Raw genomic sequence first — 25,455 nt, forward strand, 5'->3', positions numbered from 1 at the left:
AAAGGTGCAGGCGCACGTAGTCGCAACAAGCACAAAGAAAATGGGCCGCCCGAAACAGGCGGCCCTTGTGGCAGTTCTGTTGGGTGGGATTTAGCCCTTTTTCAGGACTTCACGGCCCAGCAGTTCGGCGATCTGGACGGCGTTTAGGGCGGCGCCCTTGCGCAGGTTGTCAGACACGCACCACAGGTTCAGGCCGTTTTCAATCGTCGAGTCCTGGCGGATACGGCTGATGAACGTGGCGAAATCGCCGGCGCATTCAATAGGAGAGACATAGCCGCCGTCTTCGCGTTTATCGATCACCATGATGCCGGGCGCCTCGCGCAGGATGTCGCGGGCTTCGTCTTCGTCGAGGAACTCCTCGAACTCGATGTTCACGGCCTCAGAGTGGCCTACGAACACGGGCACACGAACACATGTGGCGGTAACCTTGATCGACGGATCGACGATCTTTTTGGTTTCCACAACCATCTTCCACTCTTCCTTGGTCGAGCCGTCTTCCATGAAGACGTCGATCTGGGGAATGACGTTGAAGGCGATCTGTTTCTGGAACTTGTTCGGCGGCACGTCCGTAGTGGGATTATAGATCGCTTTGGTCTGATCCCACAGCTCGTCCATGCCTTCTTTCCCGGCGCCAGACACCGACTGATAGGTCGACACGACGACGCGCTTGATGCGCGCGCGGTCATGCAACGGCTTCAGCGCGACAACCATCTGCGCGGTCGAGCAGTTGGGGTTGGCGATGATGTTCTTGTTTTTGTAGTCGTGGATCGCCTGCGGGTTACATTCCGGCACGATCAGCGGAATGTCCGGGTCATAGCGATAGAGCGACGAGTTATCGATCACCACGCAGCCAGCTTTGGCCGCTTTGGGGGCGTAGACCTTGGTCGCCTCGGACCCCACGGCAAACAGCGCCATGTCCCAGCCGGTGAAATCGAACGTGTCCAGATCCTTGGTAGTGAGTGTCGTGTCGCCAAAGCTTACTTCGGTGCCCAGCGAACGACGGCTTGCCAGAACAGCAAGTTCATCGACGGGGAACTGGCGTTCCGCCAGGATGTTCAGCATTTCGCGGCCCACATTACCTGTGGCGCCGACGACTACGACGCGATAGCCCATTTCATGTCTCCAAAGTTAAGGACGCGCGTTCATAGCCGCGCCGCGCGAAAGAAAAAAGGGTTTTCGGGGCATAATTTCCGTGATGACACCGATTTGACGCGGCGCTTCGCCTCAGGTGCCGCTCAATAACCGTTCATAAAGCGCCACAAGGGTCTTTGCCTCGCGGTTGATGTCGAAATTCTGTTCCACATGGGCGCGGACGGCGTTGCCGGATCGGGCAAGGGAATCGGGGTCAGACAACATGTCAGCGGCGGCATCGGCCAGCGCGGGAATGTCACCGGGTTCCACCACATGCCCCAGGGACGGATCTGTCACGATCTCGGAAAACGCACCAACATCGGTGGCGACAACCGGTACGCCACAGGCCATCGCCTCAAGCGGGGTAAGGCCAAAGCCCTCCCAGCGTTGCGGGGCGATGAACAGGTCCAGAACCTGATACCATTCGGCGATCCGGTCGACGGTAACCTCGGGCATGAACAGGATGCGATCCGACAGGCCGGCCTTGGTGACTTTGTCCTTCAGCCCAGCCAGAAAAGTCGTGTGTTTTTCGGTCGCGCGGCCCATGACGATGCCGTGGACATCATCGAACCTGCCACACAGGTCGATCATTGCATCGACAAAGGCATCCGTGCCTTTTTGATGGCGGATGCGGCCATAGCAGCCCAGCAACAGCCCCTCGGGCAGACCCAATTGCGTACGAACTGACGTCTTGTCCTGCGGCGGCACGAAGTCCTGCAGGTTGATGCCATGCATGACCACTTGCGCGTCACGCTCCATGTACCCGGCGGTCTTGCGCGACGTCGCAACCACCGCGTCCATCTTTTCGATCAACCATTTCGTATAGCCGGTGTGCGCCCGTTGTGAGGCGCTGGTAAACAGCAGTTTCAACCGCAGCCGGAAGATATTGCGCAAGATCAGGCCCAGCAGCATCTCGGTATTGCGCCGGGCGTGCCAAACCCGCGCTGTTTTGCGGGGCAAAAACGGCAAGCGCCCCAAGGCTATATGCGGGATATCCGCGGGCAATCCCGGTCCGGTGGCCGCGATGTCGATCCATTGCACTTGCAAGGGCACCAGCCGGGCAATCGTCGCCGTCACGCCCGAAAGCCTGCGTTTGAGATTGGGGGCGATGACACGCGGGTCGGACATGGATGCTCCTGTCGGTTCCAGCGTCAGTCGACGCTGTCGCGGCTGAATAGATAGATCACACAGCCCATGGCAAGCGTGACTGCAAAAAAGCCGAATATCGCTGTGTAGGGTGCGGTTGGGCTGATGTCCACTGTGGCCGCGTGGATGCGACCGGTGACAAATTGCGCCAGACCGACGCCACCGATGCCAAAAAGGTTCAGCAAGGTCATACCCCGCCCCACCAGATGAGGCGGCACAAAAGCGCGACCATGAGCCATGATGACCGGAAAGCTGGCCCCCATGAACCCGATCACCGCGATCAAAACGACAGACACCCAGACCGTGGTGTTGATCCACAGGCATAGCAGGGCCAGCGCGGCCACGCCCAGCGCATTGCCGCCAAAGATCACCCATTTTCGGGTGCCCAGCAGCCGGTCCAGCGGGCCATAGGCAAAGGTTCCGGCAATCATTGCCGCCCCCATGATCAGTGTCGCCGTTCCAATCTGTGTGGTGCTGAGGGCGAAAATATCGCTCAGGTATGGTCCGGCCCACAGGCCACGCGTTGCCGCCGACGGCGCATAGGCCACCAGCATCAACGGCAGGATTGCCCACAGTGCCGGTTCCTTTAGCAGGTCCAGCACCGATCCTTTTTGATCTGTTTCGACCCGCTTGGGGTCATGCACTGTCATCCAGATGCCAATCGCGATGGCAGCTGAAAACACCGCCAGCGTGACCATCGTGGCGCGCCAACCCATCAGCTCGACCGCCAGCGCCGTGGGGTAAGAGGCGACCAGATTGCCCACAGACCCGACGCCCAGCATAACGGCAGCCAGCGTGGCAAACCGCGCAGGTGGAAATTCACGGGCAAAGATATAATAAGACGCCATCAAAACCGGAGAGCACCCGACACCGATCAGCCCCATGGCGATGCCGATGTGCAAAGGCGTGGATGCGATGGCAAAGATCGTTGCCCCGCCAGCCCCGCCAACCATCAGCAATACCGCGGCTGTCAGGCGCGGCCCGATCCGGTCCAGCGCCCAGCCTACAGGCAGTTGCATCGCCGCAAAGACCAGAAACCAAAGCCCTGATGCAAAGGCCAGATCCTCGGGCGTGGCCCCGATATCGCGGCCCAGATCAACGCTGAGCACGGCCAGAAAGGCGCGAAAGAACTGGCTGAGCACATAGCCCAGACACAACACCACCAGACCTGCCTTCATGAAATCTGCCCTTCCCCACGTTGCGCGGAAATGCTTGGCACGTCCCGATGCGTCCTACAAGCGCATGTGCTATGATGTTTTTACAGGACAGCGAACACAACCAGACTAGCTTAACCCTGACCCATCATCCCGAGGTGCCCATGAAAGACGCCCAAGCCGCGTTTTATGACAGTCTTCCCCGGCAACGGGACTTCACCTTGTTGGCTGATCCGGCGCGCTTTACAGCAGTGCCGGATGACTGGGCACTGGGCGTTGCCGATATCGTCGATTCCACCGGTGAGATCGCCAAGGGGCGATATAAGACCGTTAACATGGTTGGCGCGGCGGTGATCTCGGCGATGATCAACGGATTGCGCGGCAAAGAGTTTCCTTATGTCTTTGGCGGCGATGGGGCGGGGTTTGCTGTGCCCGCAGGCGCCGTCGATACGGCCCGCACTGTTTTGTCCGAAACACAACGCTGGGCGGCCGAAGAGTTTTCGATCGCGCTGCGCGGAGCATTGGTGCCAGTTTCTGACCTTCGTTTGGCGGGCAAAGACCTGCGCGTTGCGCGCTATGCGCCCTCGGACGGGGTGGATTATGCCATGTTCTCGGGCGGGGGGCTGGCATGGGCCGAGGCGCAGATGAAAGCGGGAGAGCTTTTGGTACCGCCCGCGGACCCTGGGGCCCAGCCGGACTTGACCGGCCTGTCCTGCCGCTGGTCCAATAGCAAGGCGCGGCATGGTCAGATCGTGTCACTGGTGGTGCAGCCAACCGAAAATGCAACCGAGAGCGACTTTGCCGATCTGGCGCAATCCGTTCTGTCCGCATCCGAAGGGCTGGACCGTGGCGGTCATCCGGTACCCGAGAACGGCCCGCCAATTACCTGGCCTCCCCCCGGTGTGTCAATCGACGCCCATGTGTCGCGGGCGGGGCGAAACCTGACCCTGCAAAAGCTGCTGTTGATGGGTCAAAACCTGCTGATCGGGCTACTGTTCAAAACCGGAAAACGGCTGGGAAATTTTGAGCCCGAGCATTACAAGCGGATGGTCAGCCGCAATGCCGATTTTCGCAAATTCGATGACGGGTTGAAAATGACGCTGGATTGCGATCCGTCCACCTTGGCTCAAATACGGATTCTGCTGGAACAGGCGCGCGGGCAGGGCAAGATTCGTTATGGCGTTCACGCGCAGGATGAGGCGATGATGACCTGTTTTGTCCCCTCGGCCACGCGCGACGATCACGTGCATTTTGTCGATGGGGCGTCGGGCGGGTATGCGCGGGCCGCCGCTGCCATGCAGGACTAAGGCGCTATTTCGCTTTCCATTTTTCTGCCAATGCTCGGGACGCCTGCGCCAGCAGCATCACGTCTATCCCCACTGCCAGAAACTGCGCCCCCATGTCCAGGTAGGCCTGACGCGCCTCATCCGTGGTGCCCAGGATGCCGGGTGCCTTGCCCGCCGCTTTGATCCGGATCATCGCATCAGCAATGGCGGTGCGCACCTCGGGGGCGGTGCTGTTGCCCTGATAACCCATATCGGTCGACAGATCCGCGGGGCCGATAAACACGCCGTCCACGCCACCTACCTGCAGAATGTCGTCCAGCGCCGCCAGACCTGCGCGGCTTTCGACCTGAACCAGCAGGCAAATCTGCTCGTCCGCCGTCTGGATGTATTCGGCGGTTGTTCCGTATTGCGTCGCGCGCGAGGCCATCGCGCCCACTCCGCGCACGCCTTCGGGTGGATAGCGGCAGGCGCGCACCAGGTCCCGCGCCTGTTCTGCGCTGTCCACCATTGGCACTAGTATCGTCTGGGCTCCGGCATCCAGTACCATCTTGATCAGGGCCGTGTCGCCTACTGGCACCCGGACAACCGGGTGTGACGGGCTGTGCGCCAGCGCCATCAGTTGATCCCGAACCGAACGGATGTCGTTTGGCGCATGTTCCCCATCGATCACCAGCCAGTCGAAACCGGCCGTGCCCATGATCTCGGCTGTGATGGCCTCGGCAAAACTGCTCCAACATCCAATCAGTCGTCGGCCATCATTGAGGGCCTGTTTGAAGTCATTTCTGGGTGCAGGCATGGTCCGGCCTCCTTCTGGATATCATTCGGCGGGCGAGGTTTTCTATGTTCTGCCAGTGATGGGTACACGGCCCCGAAGGTCAACGGTCTTTGCGGTGGGCCGAGGATTGGATGTTTTGAGTGTTTTGGGAAAATCAGGCTCTAAAAAGGTCAAAACTGCGCAACCGATGCGATAGTTATTGTTAAGTTGCAGTGCCGCCCGATTTCGTACAGAATTTATTATGACCAATGACTTACCGATGACGTCACGTTCGCTGCCCATTGCGCTGCTGCGGGCACGGGAAAGGGTCATGGGACCAATTCGCAATATGCTCGCGGATGCAGGGGTGACGGAACAGCAATGGCGCGTGTTGCGCGTTCTGAAAGAGGACGGCCCGCAAGAACCAACACATATTGCTGAACGGGCCTGCCTATTGCTGCCCAGTCTCACCCGAATTCTGCAAAAGCTGGAAGCCAAGGGATTGATCCTGCGGCGGGTGCATCCCGGCGACAAGCGTCGCCAGATCGTCGAGGCCACTGCCAAAGGGGAGCAGATTATCCGCGACAATATCCAGGTATCGATCCGCCTGGCCGATGAGCTGCGCACCAAACTGGGTCCGGACCGGCACGAGGTGCTTCTGGACCTGTTAAATGATCTGCATGACCTTTAGACGTGACAGCAAACACAAACCCCGCCAGAGAGATTAGGGACCTCTCCGACGGGGCGGCCAGACTTGTACTGGACTGGGTGTCTGGCCGCAGGCCGGTTGCGCCGGGTGTGTTCCAACGGTCCGACCCGCTATTCAGAGAACGTGCCGCCTGAAAATTGACGGCTGATCTGCACAAAGATTTCTGGGGGCAGCATCTTTGGCCGAAGTTCTCCGAAATATGCACCTTGTTTCCGGGTTAAGTACCGGTTTTCATAGGTTCCTTTTTGGTAAACGCAAAGGCTTGAGCCCCCGCTAAACGCTTGCGCGACAGCAAGACCAGGGCATGTCCTGGCGGGTCAGAGCACGTCTCGCTCTGCCAGTTATAGACGATAGAGCCCTTTTGGGATTTTCAAGGTATGTACGTCCAATTGTGATCGAAGACAGAGTGCGGCGACGGCGCTGCCCTGTCATGGCTTGTCCTGAACCCCTCCTTCCCTAAGATGCACCCTTGCCTGACGAAAAAAGGGGCCTTGATGCCAGACAGTCTGTTTTCTCTTCCTGCACCGGTTTCCATTCCGGTTCATGGACAAACCGCGACCTATCCGGTGGGCAGGATTTTCTGTGTTGGTCGCAACTATGCGGCCCATGCAGCCGAGATGGGCCATGACGTCGACCGTGAGGCTCCGTTTTACTTCACCAAATCCGCTGCCAATGCGGTTTTGACCGGGGCAACGGTGCCTTATCCTCCGGGCACCGAGAATTTCCACCACGAGATGGAATTGGCTGTGGCCATCGGCAAACCCGTGTTCCGGGCGACCAGCGACCAGGCGTGGGGGGCTGTCTATGCCTATGGATGTGCGCTGGACATGACGCGCCGAGACTTACAGATCCGCGAGCGCAACAAGCAGCGCCCCTGGGATCTGGGCAAGGACTTGGAAAATGGCGCAGTGTTTGCGCCGCTGGTGCAGGCTTCGGACTGGGCCGCGACGGATGACAAACGCATTCACCTCAGCGTCAACGGGGCGCTGCGTCAGGACGCAAAGCTGGACGAGTTAATCTGGAAGATCGATGAGATCATCAGCCATCTGTCCGGGTATTATCACCTGCGCCCCGGTGACCTGATCCTGACCGGCACTCCGGCTGGGGTCGGTCCGGTTCAGGCTGGCGACGTGATCGAGGGCGGGATAGACGGCCTGCAGCCCATCAAGCTGACACTGGGGGACGCAGAATAGACCCTATTTAGGGTCTTTCAGCCAGCCAGAGGCATACTCGACGTCATCCAGACCGGTAAATCGGCGGACCCGGTCCAACTCTGATTGCAGCCGCCGGGTCCGGGCTTCGGACCAGCGTACGGATCTTTCCGGCCATAAGGCGCTGACGTGAAGAACGCCGCGATCGCGCTGTGCTTTCATATCGATCCGCCCGATTAGACGGTCACCTTCCAGCAGCGGAAATACGTAATAGCCATAGGTGCGCTTGGCTGCGGGCACAAAGACCTCGATCCGGTAGTGGAACCCGAACAGCCGCTCGGCCCGGCTACGGTCGCGCAGCATCGGATCAAAGGGGCTTAGCACGCGGACACGGCTGGTTGGAGTGGGCACATCTGACGCAGCCAGACCCGGCCGGGCAAGCAGTTTGCGCACGCGGCCATCGGTACAAATGATCTCGATTTCTTCTAAAAGCCCCTTATTTAGGCCCTGTTCGCACCAGTTCTTCGCTTCGGTCACACTGACCGTATCCCAAAACGCAGCCAGTTCACCCGAGGTTGCGAATCCCAACCGGTCCAGCGCCGCGTTGCACAGCCAATCAACGGTCTGGTCCGCGTCGCAGACCATGTTGCCGGGACAGAGATGTGTGTCGATCACCCGTTCGGTCAGATCGTATCGCTTTTGGAATCCGCTGCGGCCAATCACCGTCAGCGCGCCCGAGCGCCACAGAAACTCCAGCGCGGTTTTCGATGGGTGCCAGTCCCACCACCCGCCAGAGCCTTTCTTTTCGTCTTTGCCTACGTCCGAAGACGACACCGGACCGTGGTCACGGATATGCTGCAGGACGGTGGCGAATTGCTGTTCGAACCCATCCCGGCGCCAGTTCTTCCAACGCGATTTCAGCAGATCGGCATCCCGTTGAAACCGCAGGTGCCAGTGTGGGTAGAACGCCATTGGAATAACGGCCGCGTCATGGGTCCAGTGTTCGAACAGCACCCTGTCCCGCTCGTACAGACGCTTGAGGTTGCCTGCGCGATAAGACGGTCTGCGCGAATACAGGATCATGTCATGGGCGCGGGCAACGGTGTTGATGCTGTCCAGCTGCACAAAGCCCAGGCGATGAATCAATTCCAGCAGATCCGCGCCTTTTGCGCCGCCCGAAGGGGGTTCGGCAAGCGCATGGTGATCCATGAACAGGGCACGGGCCGTCTTGTTGTCCAACCGCTGCAGCGCCACGGGTTTAGCGCCGTTTCAACGTATCGCCATAGCTGATCTTGGGGGTCAGAGTTATCCGCGCATCGACCTCGGCATTTGGGTCGGCCAGCTGTGCGGCGATGATCTCGGCCGCCTTGCGCCCGATTTCTAACCGGCAAGCATCCATTGTGGCCAGTTTGCGCGGCAGGCCTTGCAGCAACTCAACATTGTTGAACCCGGCCAGACCGATCTGGCCCGGTATGTCGATCCCCTGATCCAGCAGGTACAACAACCCACCTGCACCGATCATGTCGTTGGAGTAATACAGGAAATCCAGTTCAGGCGAGCGTTCCAGCATGGCTTGCGTCATCTCTCGCCCTTTGGCCAGAGCGGATCCGCCGGAATAAAACTCGCGGTCTTCGATTTCGACCCCATGTTTGCCCAGAACTTCGGTAAACCCTTCGAACCGTTTTCGTGCGCGATGGTCCAGCGGCATTTTGGTGCCCATGAACCCGATGTGTTCATAGCCCGCCTTCAGGATCGCCTGCGCCATTTCGCGCCCGGCGCGGCGATGGGAAATGCCAACCATCGCATCAACCGGCTTGCCATCGGTATCCATGATCTCAACCACCGGAATACCCGCGGAATCCAGCATGGCACGCGCGGCCTCTGTGTGCTCCAATCCGGCAATGATCACGCCCGAGGGCCGCCACGAGAGCATCTCGTACAGCACCTTCTCTTCTTTCTCGGGCAGGTAGTCCGTGACGCCGACCACGGGCTGCAATTCGGTGTCTTCCAATACCTGATTGACACCAGTCAGAACCTCGGGGAAGACCATGTTCGACAGTGACGGGATGATCACCGCCACAAGGTTGACCCTGCTCGACGCCAGTGCGCCCGCAATCTTGTTGGGCACGTATCCCAGCTCTTTTGCGGCAGCCAAAACACGGGTGCGGGTGGCATCAGACACATCGCCTCGGTTGCGCAGAACCCGGCTGACCGTCATCTCGGATACTCCGGACGCTTCCGAGACATCACGAAGGGTAAGCGGGCGTTTGGTATCTATTGTCACGGAGGGCACCTGCACTGTTGTTTTGCCCGATGGTAGCGTGAACAGGACGCGTTTTACAACTGTTGTGCAAAACTCATGACATCCCGAAAAAACACAGGTACAGAGAGCCTTGCGCGGCCCCGTGGCTCAACTGGATAGAGCAGCCCCCTCCTAAGGGGCAGGTTGCAGGTTCGAATCCTGCCGGGGTCGCCAGTTTTATGAAGCAGCAGGATCTGGGAACCGGGCGCGGGTGCGGTTGGCGAACGCCACCAGAGACAGCATGACGGGCACTTCGACCAGCACGCCGACAACGGTTGCCAGTGCCGCGCCGGAATTCAGGCCAAACAGGCTGATAGCCACTGCCACGGCCAATTCAAAGAAGTTGGATGTGCCGATCATGGCGCAGGGGGCGGCAATGCGGTGAGGAACCTTCAGCGCATAGGCTGCGCCGTAGGCAAGGGCGAATATGCCGTAGCTCTGGATCAGAATGGGTACCGCGATCAGCACGATCACAATTGGTTTGGACAAGATCGTCTGACCTTGCAGGCCAAACAGGATCACGACAGTGGCAATCAGGCCCATCACCGACCAGGGTTTGACCCGGGCTGAGAAAGTGTCGATCGCTTGTTGCGATCCCAGCGCGCGGCGGGTGATCAGGCCGGCGATCAGGGGCAGTACGACATACAGAACCGTCGCCAGAACCAGCGTTTGCCAGGGCACCGAGATATCAGTGACGCCCAGCAGAAAGGCCACGATGGGCCCAAAGGCTACAACCATGATCAGGTCGTTGACCGAGACCTGAACCAGCGTATAGGTCGCGTCTCCTCTGGTCAGTTGCGACCAGACAAACACCATCGCTGTGCACGGCGCGGCGCCCAGCAGGATCAGGCCGGCGGTGTATTGGGCGGCGTCCTCGGGTTGTATCCACGGTGCGAACACATAGTCAAAAAACAGCACGGCCAGCAGCGCCATGGTAAAGGGCTTGATCAGCCAGTTGACCACCAGTGTGACAATCAGCCCGCGTGGCTGGCGGGCCACACCTGCGACCGCACCAAAATCAACGCCGACCATCATCGGGTAGACCATTGCCCAGATCAGCACTGCCACTACAAGATTGACGCTGGCAAACTCGGCCGCAGCAATCATCCCAACCAGTGCGGGTGCGATCAACCCGATCAGCACGCCTGCGACCATGGCAAAGGCGACCCACACGGTCAGGTAACGCTCGAAAATACTCATGACAGGGCCTCGGATGTCTGATCATGCACTCTGGCAGAGGCCAGCGCGGATAGGGCCACCATGAACGTGGCGGTGCCCAGAACCATGGGCAGCCCTCCGATTTGATAGGTCAAGCCAGACAGGACCGTGCCCAAAAGACGGCCGGTGGCGTTGGCCATGTAATAGAACCCGACATCCATCGTTACCCGCTCGGCTTGGGTTAAGGACAGGATCAGATAGGAATGCAACGAGGAATTCACCGCAAAAATAGCACCAAAAACCAGCAGGCCAACTACCAGCGTTAGGGTCAACCATGTCTCGGGGCCTGAAGACAGAACCACGGCCACTGTCAGCGCGGCCGGTACGCAAAACAGCGCGGCGGCCCAGTCGCGGGCGGCGCGGATCAGCTCAGCCTCGGACCGATCAGCAGCGCGCAGAATTTTCGGCGCGCTGGCCTGCACCGCGCCATACAGGACGATCCAGACTGCCATGAACGTGCCGATCATGAAAAAGGCAGAGCGGTTTCCGGCCTCGGATCCGTCCGACAGCACCGCGTAGAAATAGATCGGGATGCCGACCACAAACCACACATCGCGGGCCCCGAACAGAAACAGGCGCGCAACACAAAGCCAGTTGATATTGGCGGACTTCGAGAACACCTCGGTGAACTTTGCGCCTTTGCGCCCTTTGGGCAGCCCCGGAGGCATGAAGAAGACAACCGCCACAAGGATGATGCCCAGAACGATGGCCATGGCGAGCACGGCCCAGACAAAGCCAAAGGTGGCCAGCATTCCGGCACCCAGCAAAAAGCCCAGCCCCTTCACCGCATTTTTTGATCCGGTCAGAATCGCCACCCAACGAAACAGGTCACCATCTTTTGTCGGTGCCAGCAGCTTCACTGCGGATTTCGAGGACATCTTGGCCAGATCCTTGGCCACCCCGCTGGCCCCTTGCACAATCATCACAAAGACCACAGACGCGCCAATCGCCCAGTTGGGATCCAGTTGAGTCAAGGTCAGTAGTGCCAGGACCTGCAATCCCAGCCCCGCATACAGTGTCGAAGTCAGACCAAACCGCGCCGCGATCCATCCGGCGGCCAAGTTTGTGCCCATGCCCGCGATTTCGTACAGAACAAACAGATAGGCCAGTTGAACCGGTGAAAACCCCATGGTGTGGAAATGCAGCAGCACCAGCATCCGCAGCGCCCCGTCGGTCAGCATAAAGGCCCAATAGGCCGCCGTGACGGCGGCATAGGCTGACAGACCTTCGGGTTTGTGGGTCACAGCGCCGCTCCGACCATCAGGGCGACATCGACCAGGCGATGCGCATAGCCCATTTCATTGTCATACCAGGCGTAGATTTTCACCTGTGTCCCATTCACCACCATGGTCGAAGGCGCATCGATGATCGAAGAGCGGGTGTCGTTGGTGTAATCGGCCGACACCAGCGGACGGACCTCATAGCCCAGGATACCACGCAGGGCGCCCTCGGCAGCAGTTTTGAAGAGGCTGTTGACCTCTTCGGCCGTGGTTTGCCGCTCAACTTCGAACACACAATCCGTCAGCGAGGCGTTCAGCAACGGCACGCGCACGGCGTGGCCGTTCAGCCGCCCTATAAGCTCGGGGTAGATCAGCGTGATTGCTGTGGCCGAACCGGTCGAGGTCGGGATCAGCGAATTCAACGCCGAACGAGCGCGGCGCAGATCCTTAGCAGGGCGGTCAACGATGGTTTGAGTATTGGTCACATCGTGGATTGTAGTCATTGATCCGTGGCGAATACCCAGGTTTTCGTGGATGACCTTGACCACAGGAGCCAGACAATTGGTGGTACAGGACGCTGCGGTCACAATGCGATGGTTGGCAGGATCGTAAGTCGCCTCGTTCACACCCATCACGATGTTGGCGGTGGGGCCGTCCTTGACCGGGGCAGAGACGACAACCTTTTTGACGCCCGCCGCAAAATAAGGGGCCAGCTTGGCCTCGGACTTGAAGACGCCTGTACAGTCGATCACCACATCGACACCTTCCAGTGGCAGAGCAGAAATATCTCGGGTGCCAATGAATGGCAGGCGCGTGCCGTCGATGGTCACACTGTCGGCGTCATGGGAAAACCGGGCATCCCAGCGCCCGTGGACCGTGTCAAACTCCAGCAGATGCGCGTGCATTTCCGGATCGCCCATCGCATCGTTGATCCAGGCGATGTTTGCGCCTTTTTCCAACAGCGGTTTCAGGGCCAGTTTTCCCATCCGGCCCAGCCCGTTTACAGCGTAAGTGATCATTTTGAATCCTCAACTGACGTGCGTCCGATGTCGTCAACGGCGGATTGCAGCGCGATCCGGTCCAAGCTTTCAACCGGCAATGAGGTGAATGCCTCGATCCGACGCTTGAGCGCGCCATAGGCGTTCTGGAAGGCCAGGCTTTTCTCGGCCTCGGTGCCGTTGGCCTTGACCGGGTCGACCATGCCCCAATGGCCGCTGATCGGCTGGCCTTCCCATGCTGGGCAATCCTCGTTCGCGGCCTGATTGCAGACGGTGAACACGAAATCCATTTTTGGCGCATCGGGGGCGGCAAATTCGGACATATGTTTCGAGCGCAGGATCGAGGTATCATGTCCCTTGTCCTGCAGCACCTGCACCGCAAACGGGTTCAGGTCCGAGGTCGGTTGCGTTCCAGCGGAATACACGTTGAATCGTTCTCCGCCCAACGCGCGCAGCAGCGATTCCGCAAAGATTGAGCGTGCGGAATTGCCCACGCACAGAAACAAAACATTGAACTTGCGATCCGTCATGGCGTCATTTCCTTGGGTAAAGGGCATGCAAAGATCAGGGCGACCACGGCAACAATCGAGGACCAGGAAATCCAGCATCTGCTGCACGGTTTTCATATCAACGGAATAGAGCAGAGAGGTCCCGGCCCTCTCTTGTGTCACCAGTCCTGACCGCTGTAGCGCATTCAGGTAGTTCGACAGGGTGCTGGCCTTGATATCCAGCCCGGTCGCCAGTTCACCCGCAGGAACGCTGTCAGGAAACCGTCGCACTAACATGCGAAACACCGAGATGCGCTGCGGGTGACCGAGGATGGCCAGTTGGTTGGTAATCTCTTCTATCATATTTCATGAAATAATGAAATAGATGATGAGAGTCAATCCGAAACCCGGGCAAAAGGACCACCCTCGTAATTCACTGAAACAGCAGGATATCCGCGCCGGAGACGATCAGGGGAAAGGATCAGATGCCGGGGAATCACGCGCTGGACGGCCGGCGATTTCCCGGGGTTTCGAGACTTGCACACATCCCCGCGACCGTCTAAACGATCTTTCGCTTGCCTCAATAGCTCAGCTGGTAGAGCAGGTCCTTCGTAAGGACAAGGTCGGGGGTTCGAGTCCCTCTTGAGGCACCACGGCTTTTCTGAAACTCCGCAAGTGAATCGCCTCAGGCGCGTTTTTCGCCGATTGAAGCAACGCCCAGAACCGAAAGCACTTTGGCCTCGATCTGTTCGGCATTCATGCCCGCAACTGCATACATATCGGATGGGTTGGCGTGATCGATAAAGGTGTCGGGCAAAACCATTGAGCGATACTTGAGGCCTTCGTCAAACACGCCCTCATCCGCCAGCAACTGCGCAACATGGCTGCCGAAACCACCTATGGCGCCTTCTTCTATAGTGATCAGGGCTTCGTGGTTGGTGGCCAGATCAAGGATCAGGTCGCGGTCAAGAGGCTTGGCAAAGCGGGCATCGGCGATGGTCGGGGTGATGCCGCGGGCCGCGAGCGCCTCAGCCGCCTTTTGAACTTCAGCCAGACGGGTGCCAAAGGACAAAAGCGCGACGCGCGCGCCTTTCTGGATCATGCGGCCTTTGCCGATCTCCAGCACCTCACCGCGTTCGGGCAGATCCACGCCGACGCCTTCGCCCCGCGGATAGCGGAAAGCGATGGGGCCGTCGTTATGCGCGGCGGCAGTGGCCACCATATGCATCAGCTCGGCCTCATCGGCAGCGGCCATGACGACGATGCCGGGCAGGTTGCTGAGGTAGGCGATGTCGAACGAACCCGCATGGGTCGCCCCGTCAGCACCCACGAGGCCCGCACGGTCGATGGCAAAACGCACTGGCAGTCGCTGAATCGCAACATCATGCACGACCTGATCGTAGCCACGCTGCAAAAAGGTGGAATACATCACGCAAAACGGCTTCATCCCTCCGGCCGCCAGGGCTGCGGAAAACGTCACACCGTGCTGCTCGGCAATTGCAACGTCAAAGCAGCGCGACGGGTAGCGTTCCGCAAACAGGTTCAGACCAGTGCCGTCCGGCATCGCGGCGGTGACAGCGACGATCTTGTCGTCCCGCGCGGCCTCTTCCACCAGTGTCTTGCCAAAGACCGAGGTATACGACGGCGCATTGGAGGGTGCTTTTTTCTGCTCGCCAGTCACCACGTCGAATTTGGCCGTGGCATGACCCTTGTCGCGGGCTTGCTCGGCAGGACCATAACCCTTGCCCTTTTTCGTCAACACATGGATCAGGATCGGGCCGGTTGCCCGTGCCTTGACCGTGCGCAGCACCGGCAACAGCTGATCCATGTCGTGCCCGTCGATGGGGCCAAGGTAGGAAAAGCCCAGCTCTTCGAACAAAGTGCCGCCTACGGCCATGCCTTTCAGCATTTCCTTGGCGCGTTTGGCCCCCTCTCGGAACGGCTCGGGCAGCAGGGACACTGCGCCCTTGGCAGCAGCTTTCAGATCGTGGAACGGCTGTTCGGCGTACATGCGCGACAGATAACTGGACAGCGCCCCAACCGGGGGGGCGATGCTCATCTCGTTGTCGTTCAGGATCACGATCAGGCGTTTTTTCAGATGCCCGGCGTTGTTCATTGCCTCAAACGCCATGCCGGCAGACATCGAACCATCGCCAATCACCGCAATCGCGTCGCCCAGACCTTCGGGTGTGACCCCGCCCAGATCGCGGGCGACGGCAAAGCCCAAAGCGGCGCTGATCGAGGTACTGGAATGCGCCGCGCCAAACGGGTCATAGGGGCTTTCGCTGCGTTTGGTGAACCCGCTGAGCCCATCCTTCTGGCGCAGAGTGCGGATACGGTCGCGTCGTTCGGTCAGGATTTTATGCGGATAGCACTGGTGACCCACGTCCCAGACAATCTTGTCGCGCGGCGTATCAAACACTGCATGCAGGGCCGTGGTCAGTTCCACCACGCCCAGACCCGCGCCCAGATGCCCGCCAGTGACGGACACAGCGGAAATCGTCTCGGACCGCAATTCCTGTGCAACCTGATGCAACTGCGCGTCCGAGAACTGCTTGAGATCCGCAGGGCGGTTCACAAGATCCAGCAGGGGCGTATTCGGGCGGTCAGACATATGGCGTTCCTGGCTTAGCTGTCCCGGGCAATAACGAAGCGGGCGGCGTCCTTCAAGGTTTCAGCCTTCGCACCGTACCCATCTAGCGCCGCGCAGGCCTGATCCACCAGATCGGTCGCCCGCGTTTTGGCTGCCTCCAAACCCAGCAGAGAAACAAACGTAGCCTTTCCCGCCTCGGCATCCTTTTGCAGACGTTTACCGGCCTTTTCGGCATCTCCTTCTACATCCAGAATGTCATCGGCGATTTGAAAAGCAAGGCCAAGGGCTTGGGCATATTGGCGCAAGGGGGCTCTATCTGCCTGAGCCATTCGTGCCCCCGCACAGGCAGACCATTCGATCAGAGCACCGGTTTTGCCTGCCTGAAGCCGGGTGATCTCGTCCAGTGTCAATGGCATCTCGGTTGTTTCCGCCGCGATATCCAGGGCCTGGCCCAGAACCATACCCCGTGCACCGCTTGCCTGGGCCAGTGTAAGGGCCAGCTCAGCGCGAACCGCAACAGGACCGACCTCGGGGTGGGTGCAGAGTTCAAATGCTATAGCCTGAAGGGCATCCCCGGCCAAAACGGCCGTCCCTTCATCCCATTTAACATGTACTGTCGGACGCCCGCGCCGCAAGTCGTCGTCATCCATGCAGGGCATGTCGTCATGAACCAGCGAATAGGCATGCAACGCCTCAATCCCGGTTGCGGGCCAGATCGCCTGTTCTGGGCCGATGCTATGCAGTCGCGCGCTTTCCAGCACCAGAAATCCACGCAGACGCTTGCCGCCTTCGGTGGCGTAGGCCATCGCCCTTGTCGCATCCAGATCGTCCAGCGCGCCCAGAACCAGATCGAAATGATCCTGTATCCGCGCCGCATCCTGCGCCAGTCTTTCGCGAAACATTTACTGACCTTCGACTGGCGTCGTCCCGGTCGGCTGACCATCCGCGTCCAGAGTGATCGCGGCCACTTTTTCCTCGGCCCGCTTCAACTCATCCTCGCAGCGTTTTTTCAGCGCGGCCCCGCGTTCATACAAGGCGATGGACTGATCCAGCGCAACGTCGCCGCGCTCAAGCTGGCCAACAACAGCCTCCAGCTCTTTCATCGCCTGTTCGAATGTCATCTGATCAACGGGGGTATCGGTCATCGGACTGCCTTCATCAGTTCTTCCACATGGGCCCGGGTGGCCTCGGCCAGTGCGTTCAGATCATACCCGCCTTCCAGAGTCGAGACGATACGACCATCACAAACCTCAGCGGCGATCTTGCACAGTTCCCCGGTGATCCACGCGAAATCGCCGGTCGACCAGTTCAGGTTGGCAAGCGGATCGTCCTGATGCGCGTCAAAACCTGCCGATATGATGATCAGCTCAGGTTTGAACGCGCGCAATCGCGGAAAGGCCCGTGTTTCATAAGCCGCACGCATTTCAGCGCCACCTGAACCGGGCGCAAGCGGGATGTTCAGGATCGTATCATGCGCGCCGGTTTCATCCGTGCGGCCCGATCCGGGCCAAAGAGGCATCTGCTGGCTGGTGATCACCAGCGCCCGGGCCTCATCCCACAGCAAATCCTGCGTGCCATTGCCGTGATGCACATCAAAATCCACCACCGCCACACGGTTCAGCCCGTGATGGTCCAGGGCATGTTTTGCCGCCAATGCCGCATTGCCGAACAGACAGAACCCCATGGCAGTGTCCGTTTCCGCATGATGTCCAGGCGGGCGGATGGCACAAAATGCGTTCGGCACTTCGCCGCTCAGCACCAGATCAACTGCGCGCACGACTGCGCCAGCGGCGCGATAGGCGGCATCAACCGATCCCGGTGACATGAACGTATCGCCGTCTATCTGGTTGAATCCGTCCACCGGACGACTGCTGCGAATGTCTCGGATGTGACTTTCAGGATGAACGCGCAGCAGATCGTCATCGGCGGCCATCGGGGCCGTTCTGCGATCAAGGTCCAGCGGCTCTAGCGTGTGCAGAATATGTTCCAGCCGCGCCACCCGTTCCGGGTGCCCCTCAGGTGTCACATGCCCAAGGCAATCCGCATGAGTCAAAAGGGCGGTCTTCATTGGAATCCCCTATTCATTTGGCCAAAAAACCCTCGCCGAAGGCCTGAAATCGCAGCGCAGTTGCACGCTCAATCCGGTGCCAGCATATATCCGGCCCCGCGCACTGTTTGCAGATACCGCGGTTGTTTCGGGTCCTGTTCGATCTTGCGGCGCAGACGGGTGATCTGAACATCGACCGCCCGCTCCTGCGCCTGACCCTTGTCCCTGCCCAGATACTCAACCAGTTTGGCCCGGCTGATCGGCTCACCGGGCTGGGCCGAAAAGATCTTCATCAACTGGCTTTCAGTTGCGGTCAGTCGCACCGGGTCTTCGCCCTGCCACATCTCGCCACGTTCCACGTCATATCGGATCGGGCCGAGGTTCAGGATCTTGCTGGCCGTGTCCTGTGCCGGGGTTTCCGGCATTCGTCGCAGGATGGCGTTGATCCGAAGCAACAGTTCTTTTGGCTCAAACGGTTTGGCCAGATAGTCATCTGCACCCGCCTCAAGGCCGGCAATCCGATGCTCGGTCTCGCCACGCGCGGTCAATAGCAGGATCGGTGTGGCATGAGTTTCGCGCAGCGCTTTGGTCAGGCTGACGCCATCCTCGCCCGGCATCATCACATCCAGAACGATCATGTCGAAATCCAGCCCCGACAAGACCCGCCGCGCATGGGCGGCGTCGCGCGCGGAGGTCACCAGAAACCCGCTTCGCATCAGGAACTTCTTGAGCAAATCGCGAATACGTTCGTCATCGTCGACGATCAGCAGATGGGCGTCCATGTCGCTCATGAGGTCGTATCCCGCAATTTCGTGTAAGCATGACGCATATCAGCATCCATCATCGCTTCAAGCACTTTACGAAATCCTGACACAGCCTCGGGACCGGCATCCTTGTATGCCGCGCGCATCCGAACGCGCTGGGCCTCGGACAGCCTGGCCTCTAACGCTCTGCCGTTTTCGGTCAAAAACAGGTGTCGTTCGCGCTTGTCCACGGTGCCGACCCGGCTTTCGACCAACCCATCGTCGATCAATGTCCGCAACACCCGGTTCAAGGATTGTTTTGTCACGCCAAGAATGGCCAACAGGTTGTTGACTGTGGTTCCCGGGGCGCGGTTGATAAAGTGGATGGCGCGGTGATGCGCCCGCCCATAAGCCATTTGCGCCAGGATACGATCAGGGTCCGCGGTAAAGCCGCGATAGGCGAAAAACATCGCCTCGATCCCCTGCCGCAGCTGTTCGTCGGTCAGAAACAAAAGGCTCTCGCCGCCAAAAACTTGGGCGGGGCGGGTATCCGACATATCATGCCTCATTCGTTACACCGGGCCGAGTTTATGTCAGCGTTGTTGACATTCCAAGAGTGGACAGGTATCGAATTGCAGTTTTTGCGCAACTTTATGTCCGGTTCGGACTTAATTGGCGCAACAATCGGAAAAATCAACCCGAGCAAGGAGATTTCGCATGGCGGGGTATGATGATCGTGACGGTGTCATCTGGATGGATGGAGCGCTGGTGCCCTGGCGTGAGGCGAATGTACACATCCTGTCCCATGCGATGCATTACGCGTCTTCTGTGTTCGAGGGTGAGCGGGCCTATAACGGCAAGATTTTCAAAAGCCGCGAACATTCCGAGCGCCTGATCGCTTCGGCCGAAGCATTGGACATCCCGATTCCGTTCTCGATCGACCAGATCGAGGCTGCCAAGGAAGAAGCCCTGAAAGCCAGCGGGTTGCAGGACGCATATGTACGCGTGCTGGTCTGGCGTGGTTCGGGCGAGGATATGGGCGTGGCCTCGGCCAAGAACCCGGTCCGGATGGCCGTCGCGGTCTGGCCCTGGGGTGCCTATTACGGCGATGCCAAGATGCAGGGTGCCAAGTTGGACATCGCCGAATGGAAACGCCCCAGCCCTGAAACCATTCCGGTTCACGCCAAGGCGGCGGGGCTGTACATGATCTGCACCATCTCAAAGCACAAGGCCGAAGCCAAAGGCTGCTCGGACGCGCTGTTCATGGATTACCGCGGCTTTGTCGCCGAGGCGACCGGCGCCAATGTTTTTTTCGTCAAGAATGGTGAAGTTCATACGCCGCTGGCTGATTGCTTTCTGAACGGCATCACCCGTCAGACTGTGATCAAGATGCTGAAAGACAAAGGCATCACCGTGATAGAACGTCATATCATGCCCGAAGAGATGGCGGATTTCGAACAATGCTGGCTGACAGGTACAGCGGCCGAGGTCACCCCGGTTGGCCAGATTGGCAACTACACGTTCGAAGTCGGAGATCTGGCCCGCGAAATCTCGGCCGACTATGAAGCGCTGGTGCGCGCCTGACCATCGGGATCAGACCTGTGAAAGCCCCCGCCATTGGCGGGGGTTTTTCTTTGCCAGCCGTTCAAGGTTTTGTGCAAGTCGTTCAGATGGCTGGACGTACGGATAAAGACCTGTAGCTTAATCGCATGTTGGACCTGCTCAGCGATATCCTCACCCGCCTTTCCCTGCGGGGTACATTCTACTTCCGCACTTCGTTCACGCCGCCCTTCGGCATACAGGTTCCGGCCTTTCAGAACGTGGCACGGTTTCACTTTGTGCAGCGGGGTGAATTGAAAGTTCACGTCTCTAACACAGGGCAAACCCTGCGTTTGAAACAAGGTGATCTGATCCTGATCCCCCACGGAGCCGCCCATGCCCTACTGTGCAACGAGGTTAATCCGCTGGACGCTCTGCCGTTGGAGCAGGTGCTGGAGGAGGCCGGATACAAGGGGGACGGTGTTTTGGTATACGGCGGTGAAGATGAAAGCCGCGATACCCAGCTGATCTGTGGCCATTTCTCCTTCACAGGCCCACCGGGGCGGCAAGGCACCGGACATATGCTGATCGACCGGTTGCCGCCATTCATCCTGATCGAAAACTACGGCGAAGAGGCAGGGGCATGGATCGAAGCCACGCTGCGTATGATCGGATCCGAGGTCAACGGCGCGCGGATTGGCGGTGATCTGATCGCGATGAAACTGTCCGAGGTGTTATTCGCACAGGCCATCCGCGCCCATCTGGAACATCAAAGCCCGAGTGACACTGCCCTTGCCGGGTTTGCCGATCCGCGAATCTCACGAGCACTGACCGCTTTTCATCAGGGCCCCGCCCAAGAATGGAGCGTCGAGTCGCTCGCGCGTGAGGCCGGGATGTCGCGCACCGCCTTCGCCCAGTTGTTTGCTGAGAAGATGGGCACAACCCCGATGCAATACCTGACCGACTGGCGGATGCAGATCGCCTGTCACGGGTTGACCGAGGCTCGCTGGAACGTCGCTGACGCCGCCGCCGAAGTGGGCTATGCCTCTGAGGCTGCGTTTTCGCGTGTGTTCAAGAAGCAGGTCGGCCTGTCACCGGCGGCTTATCGGTCTATGCACTGATCCGACGTTTTTCCGGACGATCTGCAATGCTTTGCGGACGATCCGGGATTCAGCGTTCGACATTCTTTACCTAGGTTACGGCTATGCCAATCCAGGAAAGGAAATTCCAATGTCTGTCCGTTTTGTTACCCGCTTTGTGCATGCCTATTTGGACTACCCTGTTGCTCTGGCGCTGATGGTGCTGCCGTTTGTTCTGGGACTGGGGCAATCCAACCCGATGGCTCTGTGGTTGTCCGTGGTCACCGGCGTGGCGGCGTTTGTGCTGACTGTTCTGACCGATCACCATCTGGGGATCTGGCGGGTTCTGCCGTACAAGTTCCACCTCAGCGTCGATCTGCTGGTTGGTGTTGCGTTTCTGGCCGCGCCCAGCCTGTTTGGGTTCTCGGGGTTGGATGCGATATACTACTGGCTGAACGGCGCGGCAGTGGTTGCTGTCATTTCGCTCAGCGCACCGGAACAGGGCGTGGCAGCCTAAGCACATTATCCACAGGTGTCACAATATCATCGTGATACTTTCAAGAATCTGAGCCGCTTGTTTTACAAACAGGCGGCTCACTGCCGCTCACCAATCGCGTGATCATCTCAGATCACCAGACAGGAGAGCCCCATGACTAAATTCCTTCGCCCCAACCGCCGCGCCTTTCTGGCCGGCAGCACCGCCTGTGCCGCATCTTTGGCGATGCCCGCCCTTAGCCGTGCCGCGTCCCGCCCGATCTTTACCCATGGCGTGCAGTCCGGCGATGTCGACACAGCTTCGGGCATGATCTGGACCCGCACAGACCGCCCTTCTCGGGTGATGATGGAGGTCTCGACCACTGAAAGCCTTGCCAACGCACGCCAGCTGACCCCAATGGACGCCATCCCAAACAGCGATTTTACGGTGAAACGACTGATTGATGGGCTGCCCTCGGATCAGGATATCTTCTATCGCTTCGTGGCCGCCGACCTGAGCGATATCAACGTCCAATCAGAGCCTATTACAGGCCAATTCCGTATCGCGCCAACGTCGCGCCGGAATGTGCGCTTTGCCTGGTCAGGCGACACCGCTGGTCAGGGTTGGGGCATTGATGCCGACGGAATGCGTACTTACGCGACCATGGCGCAGCACAAGCCGGATTTCTTCATCCACTCGGGCGATACGATTTACGCCGATGGCCCGATGCAGGATGAGGTGGAAAAAGACGGCCAGTTGATCTGGAAAAACTCCACGCTGATCGACGAGAAACGCAAAGTGGCCGAAACCCTGGACGAGTTCCGGGGCCAGTGGAAATACAACATGATGGACGATCATGTGCGTGCAATGAACGCAGTTTGCCCAACCTTCTTCCAATGGGACGATCATGAGGTGGTCAATAACTGGTCCGACGCCAAGGACCTGATCTCGGATGATCGTTACACCGAAAAATCGGTACATGTGCTGCAATCCCGGGCCGCCCGCGCGTTTCATGAGATGACACCTTTGCGGGTCACACCGACCGAACCCGGACGCGTATATCGCAAGATCTCATACGGCCCGATGCTGGACGTGTTCTTTCTGGACCTGCGCAGCTATCGCGGGCCAAACGGGGCTTCGATGGAGGATGAGATTACCGATCAGTCCAGAATTCTGGGCGCCGATCAGCTGGCGTGGTTAAAGCGCGAATTAGCCTCGTCCAACGCAACATGGAAGGTGATTGCCTCGGACATGCCGATCGGCTTGATCGTCTGGGACAACTGGAAAGACCAGGCAGGTGCCGAAGCCGTTTCGAACGGTGATGGTGGGCCCGCCAAAGGCCGTGAGCTTGAGATCGCCGACCTGTTGCGTTTTATCAAGACGGCCGGGGTTCGCAATACTGTCTGGTTCACGGCGGATGTGCATTACACGGCGGCACACTATTATGACCCTAACAAAGCACAATTTCAGGATTTTGAGCCGTTTTGGGAGTTTGTCTCGGGCCCATTGCATGCGGGAACATTTGGCCCCAACGCGTTGGACGGCACATTTGGCCCAGAGGTGAAATTCGTCAAAGCTCCGGCTGAAGGACAGGGGGTGAATCTGCCGCCCAGTGCCGGCCTGCAGTTCTTTGGTCTGGTGGATATCGACGGGGTCACTCAGCAGATGTCTGTGCGTTTGATGGACCGGGCAGATACTGAGCTTTGGTCGGTGACGCTTGATCCTCAGCCAAGTGCTATCTGAGTAAATCAAAATCAGGGGCGACCCAGGTCGATGCCGGGGCGCCCGCTATGCCCAAATCTCAGAAATCCACGCCGCGCTGGGCCTTGATACCGGCCTTAAACGGGTGCTTTTCCTCAGTCATTTCCGTCACCAGATCGGCGTAATCGCGCAGTGCTTGCGGGGCGTCGCGACCGGTCAGGAACACGCTGGTTTTGTCTGACCGCGCGGCCAGCCCGTCGATGACCTGTTCGACAGACAAGTATTCATAGCGCAGGGCGATGTTGATCTCATCCAAAACCACCAGATCGTATTCACCGCTGGCCATCAGCGCGCAGGCCTTGTCAAAAGCGGCATTTGCAGCGGCAATGTCACGGTCGCGGTCTTGCGTGTCCCAGGTGAAACCTTCGCCCATCGTGTGCCAGGTCACCAGATCGCGCTCTTCAAAGAACCGCCGCTCGCCGGTTTTCCATTTGCCCTTGATGAATTGAACCACGCCGACCTTCTGGCCCCAGCCCAGCGCGCGGATCACAACACCAAACGCGGCCGAAGACTTGCCCTTACCCTTGCCGGTGTTGATCAAAATCAGCCCCCGTTCGGGATCAACGGCCTCGGACACTTTTTTACGGTGCTTGGCCTGCACCTTCTGCATCTTTTCCTTGTGATCATGTGCGTCGCTCATGCGGGGAACCTTTCTTGGTGTTGCGCACAACCTAAGCAAAGAATGGCAAAGGTAAAGGTCAGGCTTTGGGGTCGGTCACTGACTTGTCTTTGCCGCGGTCCAGACCCAGTTGCCGTTCACGCAGAATGACCAGCACATTGCCCGCGATCACCAGCGCAGCCCCGCCCAACATGACCAGCGTCGGCAATTCATCAAACCAGATGTAACCGATGACAATGGCGAACAGCATGGTCGTGTAGTCGTAAGGAGCCAGCATCGAGGCCTGCGCGTAGCGGTATGAGGACGTCACCAGAATCTGCGCCACACCGCCCAAAAGCCCCATTGCCACCAATATCAGAGCCTGTTCCCATGTCGGCATGATCCAGCCCCAAAACGCGGACACGGCGGATAACAGCGTGGCGGTGATCGAGAAATAAAACACAACCGCAGCTGGGTGGTCGACCTGCACCAGTTGCCGAATGTGTATCTGGACAAACCCCCGCGCTATGGTCGCGGCCAGCACACACAGCGCCCCGATTGTTGCGGCGGTATCCAGATTATTGCCGCCCAGCCGTGGCCAGATCATGATCAATACGCCCAACAGGCCAATGGCGACGGCGCCGATACGGATCATGCGGATACGCTCACCCAGCATGAGTGCTGCCAGAATCAGTGTGAAAATAGGGGTGGCGTAGCCAATCGCAGTGACCTCGGGCAGCGGCAGCAGGCTGAGCCCGGTGAAGGTCAGAAACATCGCGCTGGTGCCCAGAACGCCACGCCAGAAATGGCCCATTGGCTTTTTGACGACGAGGCCCTGGGACAGCTCTCTGCGGTACAACAGCCAGCCGATGATGATCGGAACGGCAAACAGTGAACGGAAAAACACCATCTCGCCGGTGGGAAAGTCGGCGGACAGCACTTTGACCAGCGCTTGCATCAAGGTGAACAGAACGAGCGCGCTGAGCTTCAGTGACACAGCCAGTAAGGGTCGATGCGATGTTAAGGGTTTAGCCATCGGCGCCTTCCTGCGCCTTTGACTGTC

25 protein-coding genes and 2 tRNA genes are annotated in these 25,455 nt (G+C 58.9%); 9 read left to right on the plus strand and 18 right to left on the minus strand.

The genetic code is table 11. From position 1 onward, the window contains the following. Positions 1-90 precede the first annotated feature (90 nt). The 3 genes from RUM8411_RS10045 to RUM8411_RS10055 form a co-directional block, all read right to left on the minus strand. Entirely contained in the window at positions 91-1,113 is a 1,023-nt protein-coding gene (locus tag RUM8411_RS10045; RefSeq protein ID WP_085822556.1) for an aspartate-semialdehyde dehydrogenase, read from the minus strand. Between the two features lie 111 nt (positions 1,114-1,224). Continuing rightward, positions 1,225-2,259 carry a glycosyltransferase family 4 protein gene (locus RUM8411_RS10050; RefSeq protein WP_085822557.1) on the minus strand — a complete coding sequence of 345 codons (1,035 nt, stop codon included), beginning with the start codon at positions 2,257-2,259 and terminating at the stop codon, positions 1,225-1,227. A gap of 23 nt (positions 2,260-2,282) precedes the next feature. Next, positions 2,283-3,455, minus strand: coding sequence for an MFS transporter (locus RUM8411_RS10055; protein WP_085822558.1), 1,173 nt, complete (start codon positions 3,453-3,455; stop codon positions 2,283-2,285). A 140-nt stretch (positions 3,456-3,595) separates the two neighbouring features. Between RUM8411_RS10055 and RUM8411_RS10060 the strand changes: the two genes are divergently transcribed. Continuing rightward, positions 3,596-4,738, plus strand: coding sequence for a DUF3095 domain-containing protein (locus RUM8411_RS10060; protein ID WP_085822771.1), 1,143 nt, complete (start codon positions 3,596-3,598; stop codon positions 4,736-4,738). Between the two features lie 4 nt (positions 4,739-4,742). Here RUM8411_RS10060 and RUM8411_RS10065 read toward each other — a convergent pair whose 3' ends face one another. Then, positions 4,743-5,513, minus strand: coding sequence for an HpcH/HpaI aldolase family protein (locus RUM8411_RS10065; protein ID WP_085822559.1), 771 nt, complete (start codon positions 5,511-5,513; stop codon positions 4,743-4,745). Between the two features lie 220 nt (positions 5,514-5,733). Between RUM8411_RS10065 and hpaR the strand changes: the two genes are divergently transcribed. Together hpaR and RUM8411_RS10075 are read left to right on the plus strand one after the other, a co-directional pair. Further along, the gene (gene hpaR / locus RUM8411_RS10070; protein WP_085822560.1) at positions 5,734-6,162 is read left to right on the plus strand and encodes a homoprotocatechuate degradation operon regulator HpaR; all 429 of its coding nucleotides are present in this window, start codon (positions 5,734-5,736) and stop codon (positions 6,160-6,162) included. Between the two features lie 512 nt (positions 6,163-6,674). Beyond that, positions 6,675-7,373 (plus strand): fumarylacetoacetate hydrolase family protein, encoded by a 699-nt coding sequence (locus tag RUM8411_RS10075; RefSeq protein ID WP_085822772.1) that lies wholly within the window; start codon positions 6,675-6,677, stop codon positions 7,371-7,373. A gap of 3 nt (positions 7,374-7,376) precedes the next feature. Here RUM8411_RS10075 and RUM8411_RS10080 read toward each other — a convergent pair whose 3' ends face one another. Continuing rightward, positions 7,377-8,585 carry a winged helix-turn-helix domain-containing protein gene (locus RUM8411_RS10080; RefSeq protein ID WP_085822561.1) on the minus strand — a complete coding sequence of 403 codons (1,209 nt, stop codon included), beginning with the start codon at positions 8,583-8,585 and terminating at the stop codon, positions 7,377-7,379. A gap of 4 nt (positions 8,586-8,589) precedes the next feature. After that, positions 8,590-9,615, minus strand: coding sequence for a LacI family DNA-binding transcriptional regulator (locus tag RUM8411_RS10085; protein ID WP_085822773.1), 1,026 nt, complete (start codon positions 9,613-9,615; stop codon positions 8,590-8,592). 115 nt (positions 9,616-9,730) lie between these two features. Here RUM8411_RS10085 and RUM8411_RS10090 point away from each other — a divergent pair. Beyond that, positions 9,731-9,807: transfer RNA gene (locus tag RUM8411_RS10090), tRNA-Arg, on the plus strand. 3 nt (positions 9,808-9,810) lie between these two features. Here RUM8411_RS10090 and arsB read toward each other — a convergent pair. The 4 genes from arsB to RUM8411_RS10110 are packed head-to-tail and all read right to left on the minus strand — an operon-like array spanning position 9,811 to position 13,920. Continuing rightward, complete coding sequence (gene arsB / locus RUM8411_RS10095) at positions 9,811-10,833, minus strand: ACR3 family arsenite efflux transporter (RefSeq protein ID WP_085822562.1); 1,023 nt, start codon at positions 10,831-10,833, stop codon at positions 9,811-9,813. Beyond that, positions 10,830-12,095 carry an organoarsenical effux MFS transporter ArsJ gene (gene arsJ, locus RUM8411_RS10100; RefSeq protein ID WP_085822563.1) on the minus strand — a complete coding sequence of 422 codons (1,266 nt, stop codon included), beginning with the start codon at positions 12,093-12,095 and terminating at the stop codon, positions 10,830-10,832. The genes arsB and arsJ overlap by 4 nt, the downstream gene beginning before the upstream one ends. Next, positions 12,092-13,090: an ArsJ-associated glyceraldehyde-3-phosphate dehydrogenase gene (locus RUM8411_RS10105; RefSeq protein ID WP_085822564.1), complete on the minus strand. Its 999-nt coding sequence runs from the start codon at positions 13,088-13,090 to the stop codon at positions 12,092-12,094. Before RUM8411_RS10105 ends, arsJ begins: the two co-directional genes overlap by 4 nt. Beyond that, complete coding sequence (locus tag RUM8411_RS10110; protein ID WP_085822565.1) at positions 13,087-13,920, minus strand: arsenate reductase/protein-tyrosine-phosphatase family protein; 834 nt, start codon at positions 13,918-13,920, stop codon at positions 13,087-13,089. The genes RUM8411_RS10105 and RUM8411_RS10110 overlap by 4 nt, the downstream gene beginning before the upstream one ends. A 214-nt stretch (positions 13,921-14,134) precedes the next feature. Between RUM8411_RS10110 and RUM8411_RS10115 the strand changes: the two genes are divergently transcribed. Next, positions 14,135-14,210, plus strand: a tRNA-Thr gene (locus RUM8411_RS10115). A 32-nt stretch (positions 14,211-14,242) separates the two neighbouring features. On the opposite strand, the gene dxs is transcribed toward RUM8411_RS10115, so the two are convergent. From dxs to RUM8411_RS10145, 6 genes are all read right to left on the minus strand, one after another. Further along, the gene (dxs, locus tag RUM8411_RS10120; RefSeq protein ID WP_085822566.1) at positions 14,243-16,171 is read right to left on the minus strand and encodes a 1-deoxy-D-xylulose-5-phosphate synthase; all 1,929 of its coding nucleotides are present in this window, start codon (positions 16,169-16,171) and stop codon (positions 14,243-14,245) included. Between the two features lie 14 nt (positions 16,172-16,185). Then, a complete protein-coding gene (locus RUM8411_RS10125; RefSeq protein WP_085822567.1) occupies positions 16,186-17,052 on the minus strand; it encodes a polyprenyl synthetase family protein in 867 nt (288 codons plus the stop codon). After that, positions 17,053-17,295: an exodeoxyribonuclease VII small subunit gene (locus RUM8411_RS10130; RefSeq protein ID WP_037313918.1), complete on the minus strand. Its 243-nt coding sequence runs from the start codon at positions 17,293-17,295 to the stop codon at positions 17,053-17,055. It abuts the gene before it with no gap. Then, positions 17,292-18,218 carry a histone deacetylase family protein gene (locus RUM8411_RS10135; RefSeq protein ID WP_085822568.1) on the minus strand — a complete coding sequence of 309 codons (927 nt, stop codon included), beginning with the start codon at positions 18,216-18,218 and terminating at the stop codon, positions 17,292-17,294. Before RUM8411_RS10135 ends, RUM8411_RS10130 begins: the two co-directional genes overlap by 4 nt. Before the next feature lie 68 nt (positions 18,219-18,286). Further along, the gene (locus tag RUM8411_RS10140; RefSeq protein WP_085822569.1) at positions 18,287-18,988 is read right to left on the minus strand and encodes a response regulator; all 702 of its coding nucleotides are present in this window, start codon (positions 18,986-18,988) and stop codon (positions 18,287-18,289) included. Then, entirely contained in the window at positions 18,985-19,497 is a 513-nt protein-coding gene (locus RUM8411_RS10145; protein ID WP_085822570.1) for a MarR family winged helix-turn-helix transcriptional regulator, read from the minus strand. Before RUM8411_RS10145 ends, RUM8411_RS10140 begins: the two co-directional genes overlap by 4 nt. A 160-nt stretch (positions 19,498-19,657) precedes the next feature. On the opposite strand from RUM8411_RS10145, the gene RUM8411_RS10150 reads away from it, so the two are divergent. The 4 genes from RUM8411_RS10150 (at position 19,658) to RUM8411_RS10165 (ending at position 23,776) form a co-directional block, all read left to right on the plus strand. Beyond that, complete coding sequence (locus RUM8411_RS10150) at positions 19,658-20,524, plus strand: branched-chain amino acid aminotransferase (RefSeq protein ID WP_085822571.1); 867 nt, start codon at positions 19,658-19,660, stop codon at positions 20,522-20,524. A 125-nt stretch (positions 20,525-20,649) separates the two neighbouring features. Continuing rightward, on the plus strand, positions 20,650-21,600 hold the full coding sequence (locus RUM8411_RS10155) for an AraC family transcriptional regulator (protein ID WP_085822572.1): 951 nt from the start codon (positions 20,650-20,652) through the stop codon (positions 21,598-21,600). A gap of 109 nt (positions 21,601-21,709) precedes the next feature. Next, a complete protein-coding gene (locus RUM8411_RS10160) occupies positions 21,710-22,075 on the plus strand; it encodes an SPW repeat domain-containing protein (RefSeq protein ID WP_085822573.1) in 366 nt (121 codons plus the stop codon). 132 nt (positions 22,076-22,207) lie between these two features. Next, the gene (locus RUM8411_RS10165; protein WP_085822574.1) at positions 22,208-23,776 is read left to right on the plus strand and encodes an alkaline phosphatase D family protein; all 1,569 of its coding nucleotides are present in this window, start codon (positions 22,208-22,210) and stop codon (positions 23,774-23,776) included. 58 nt (positions 23,777-23,834) lie between these two features. Here RUM8411_RS10165 and cobO read toward each other — a convergent pair whose 3' ends face one another. Both cobO and RUM8411_RS10175 read right to left on the minus strand, forming a co-directional pair. Next, on the minus strand, positions 23,835-24,434 hold the full coding sequence (cobO, locus tag RUM8411_RS10170) for a cob(I)yrinic acid a,c-diamide adenosyltransferase (protein ID WP_085822575.1): 600 nt from the start codon (positions 24,432-24,434) through the stop codon (positions 23,835-23,837). A 58-nt stretch (positions 24,435-24,492) separates the two neighbouring features. Beyond that, the gene (locus RUM8411_RS10175; protein ID WP_085822576.1) at positions 24,493-25,428 is read right to left on the minus strand and encodes a DMT family transporter; all 936 of its coding nucleotides are present in this window, start codon (positions 25,426-25,428) and stop codon (positions 24,493-24,495) included. Positions 25,429-25,455: the final 27 nt, after the last annotated feature.

The sequence above is a fragment of the Ruegeria meonggei genome, from assembly GCF_900172215.1.
Classification (GTDB): Bacteria; Pseudomonadota; Alphaproteobacteria; order Rhodobacterales; family Rhodobacteraceae; genus Ruegeria; species Ruegeria meonggei.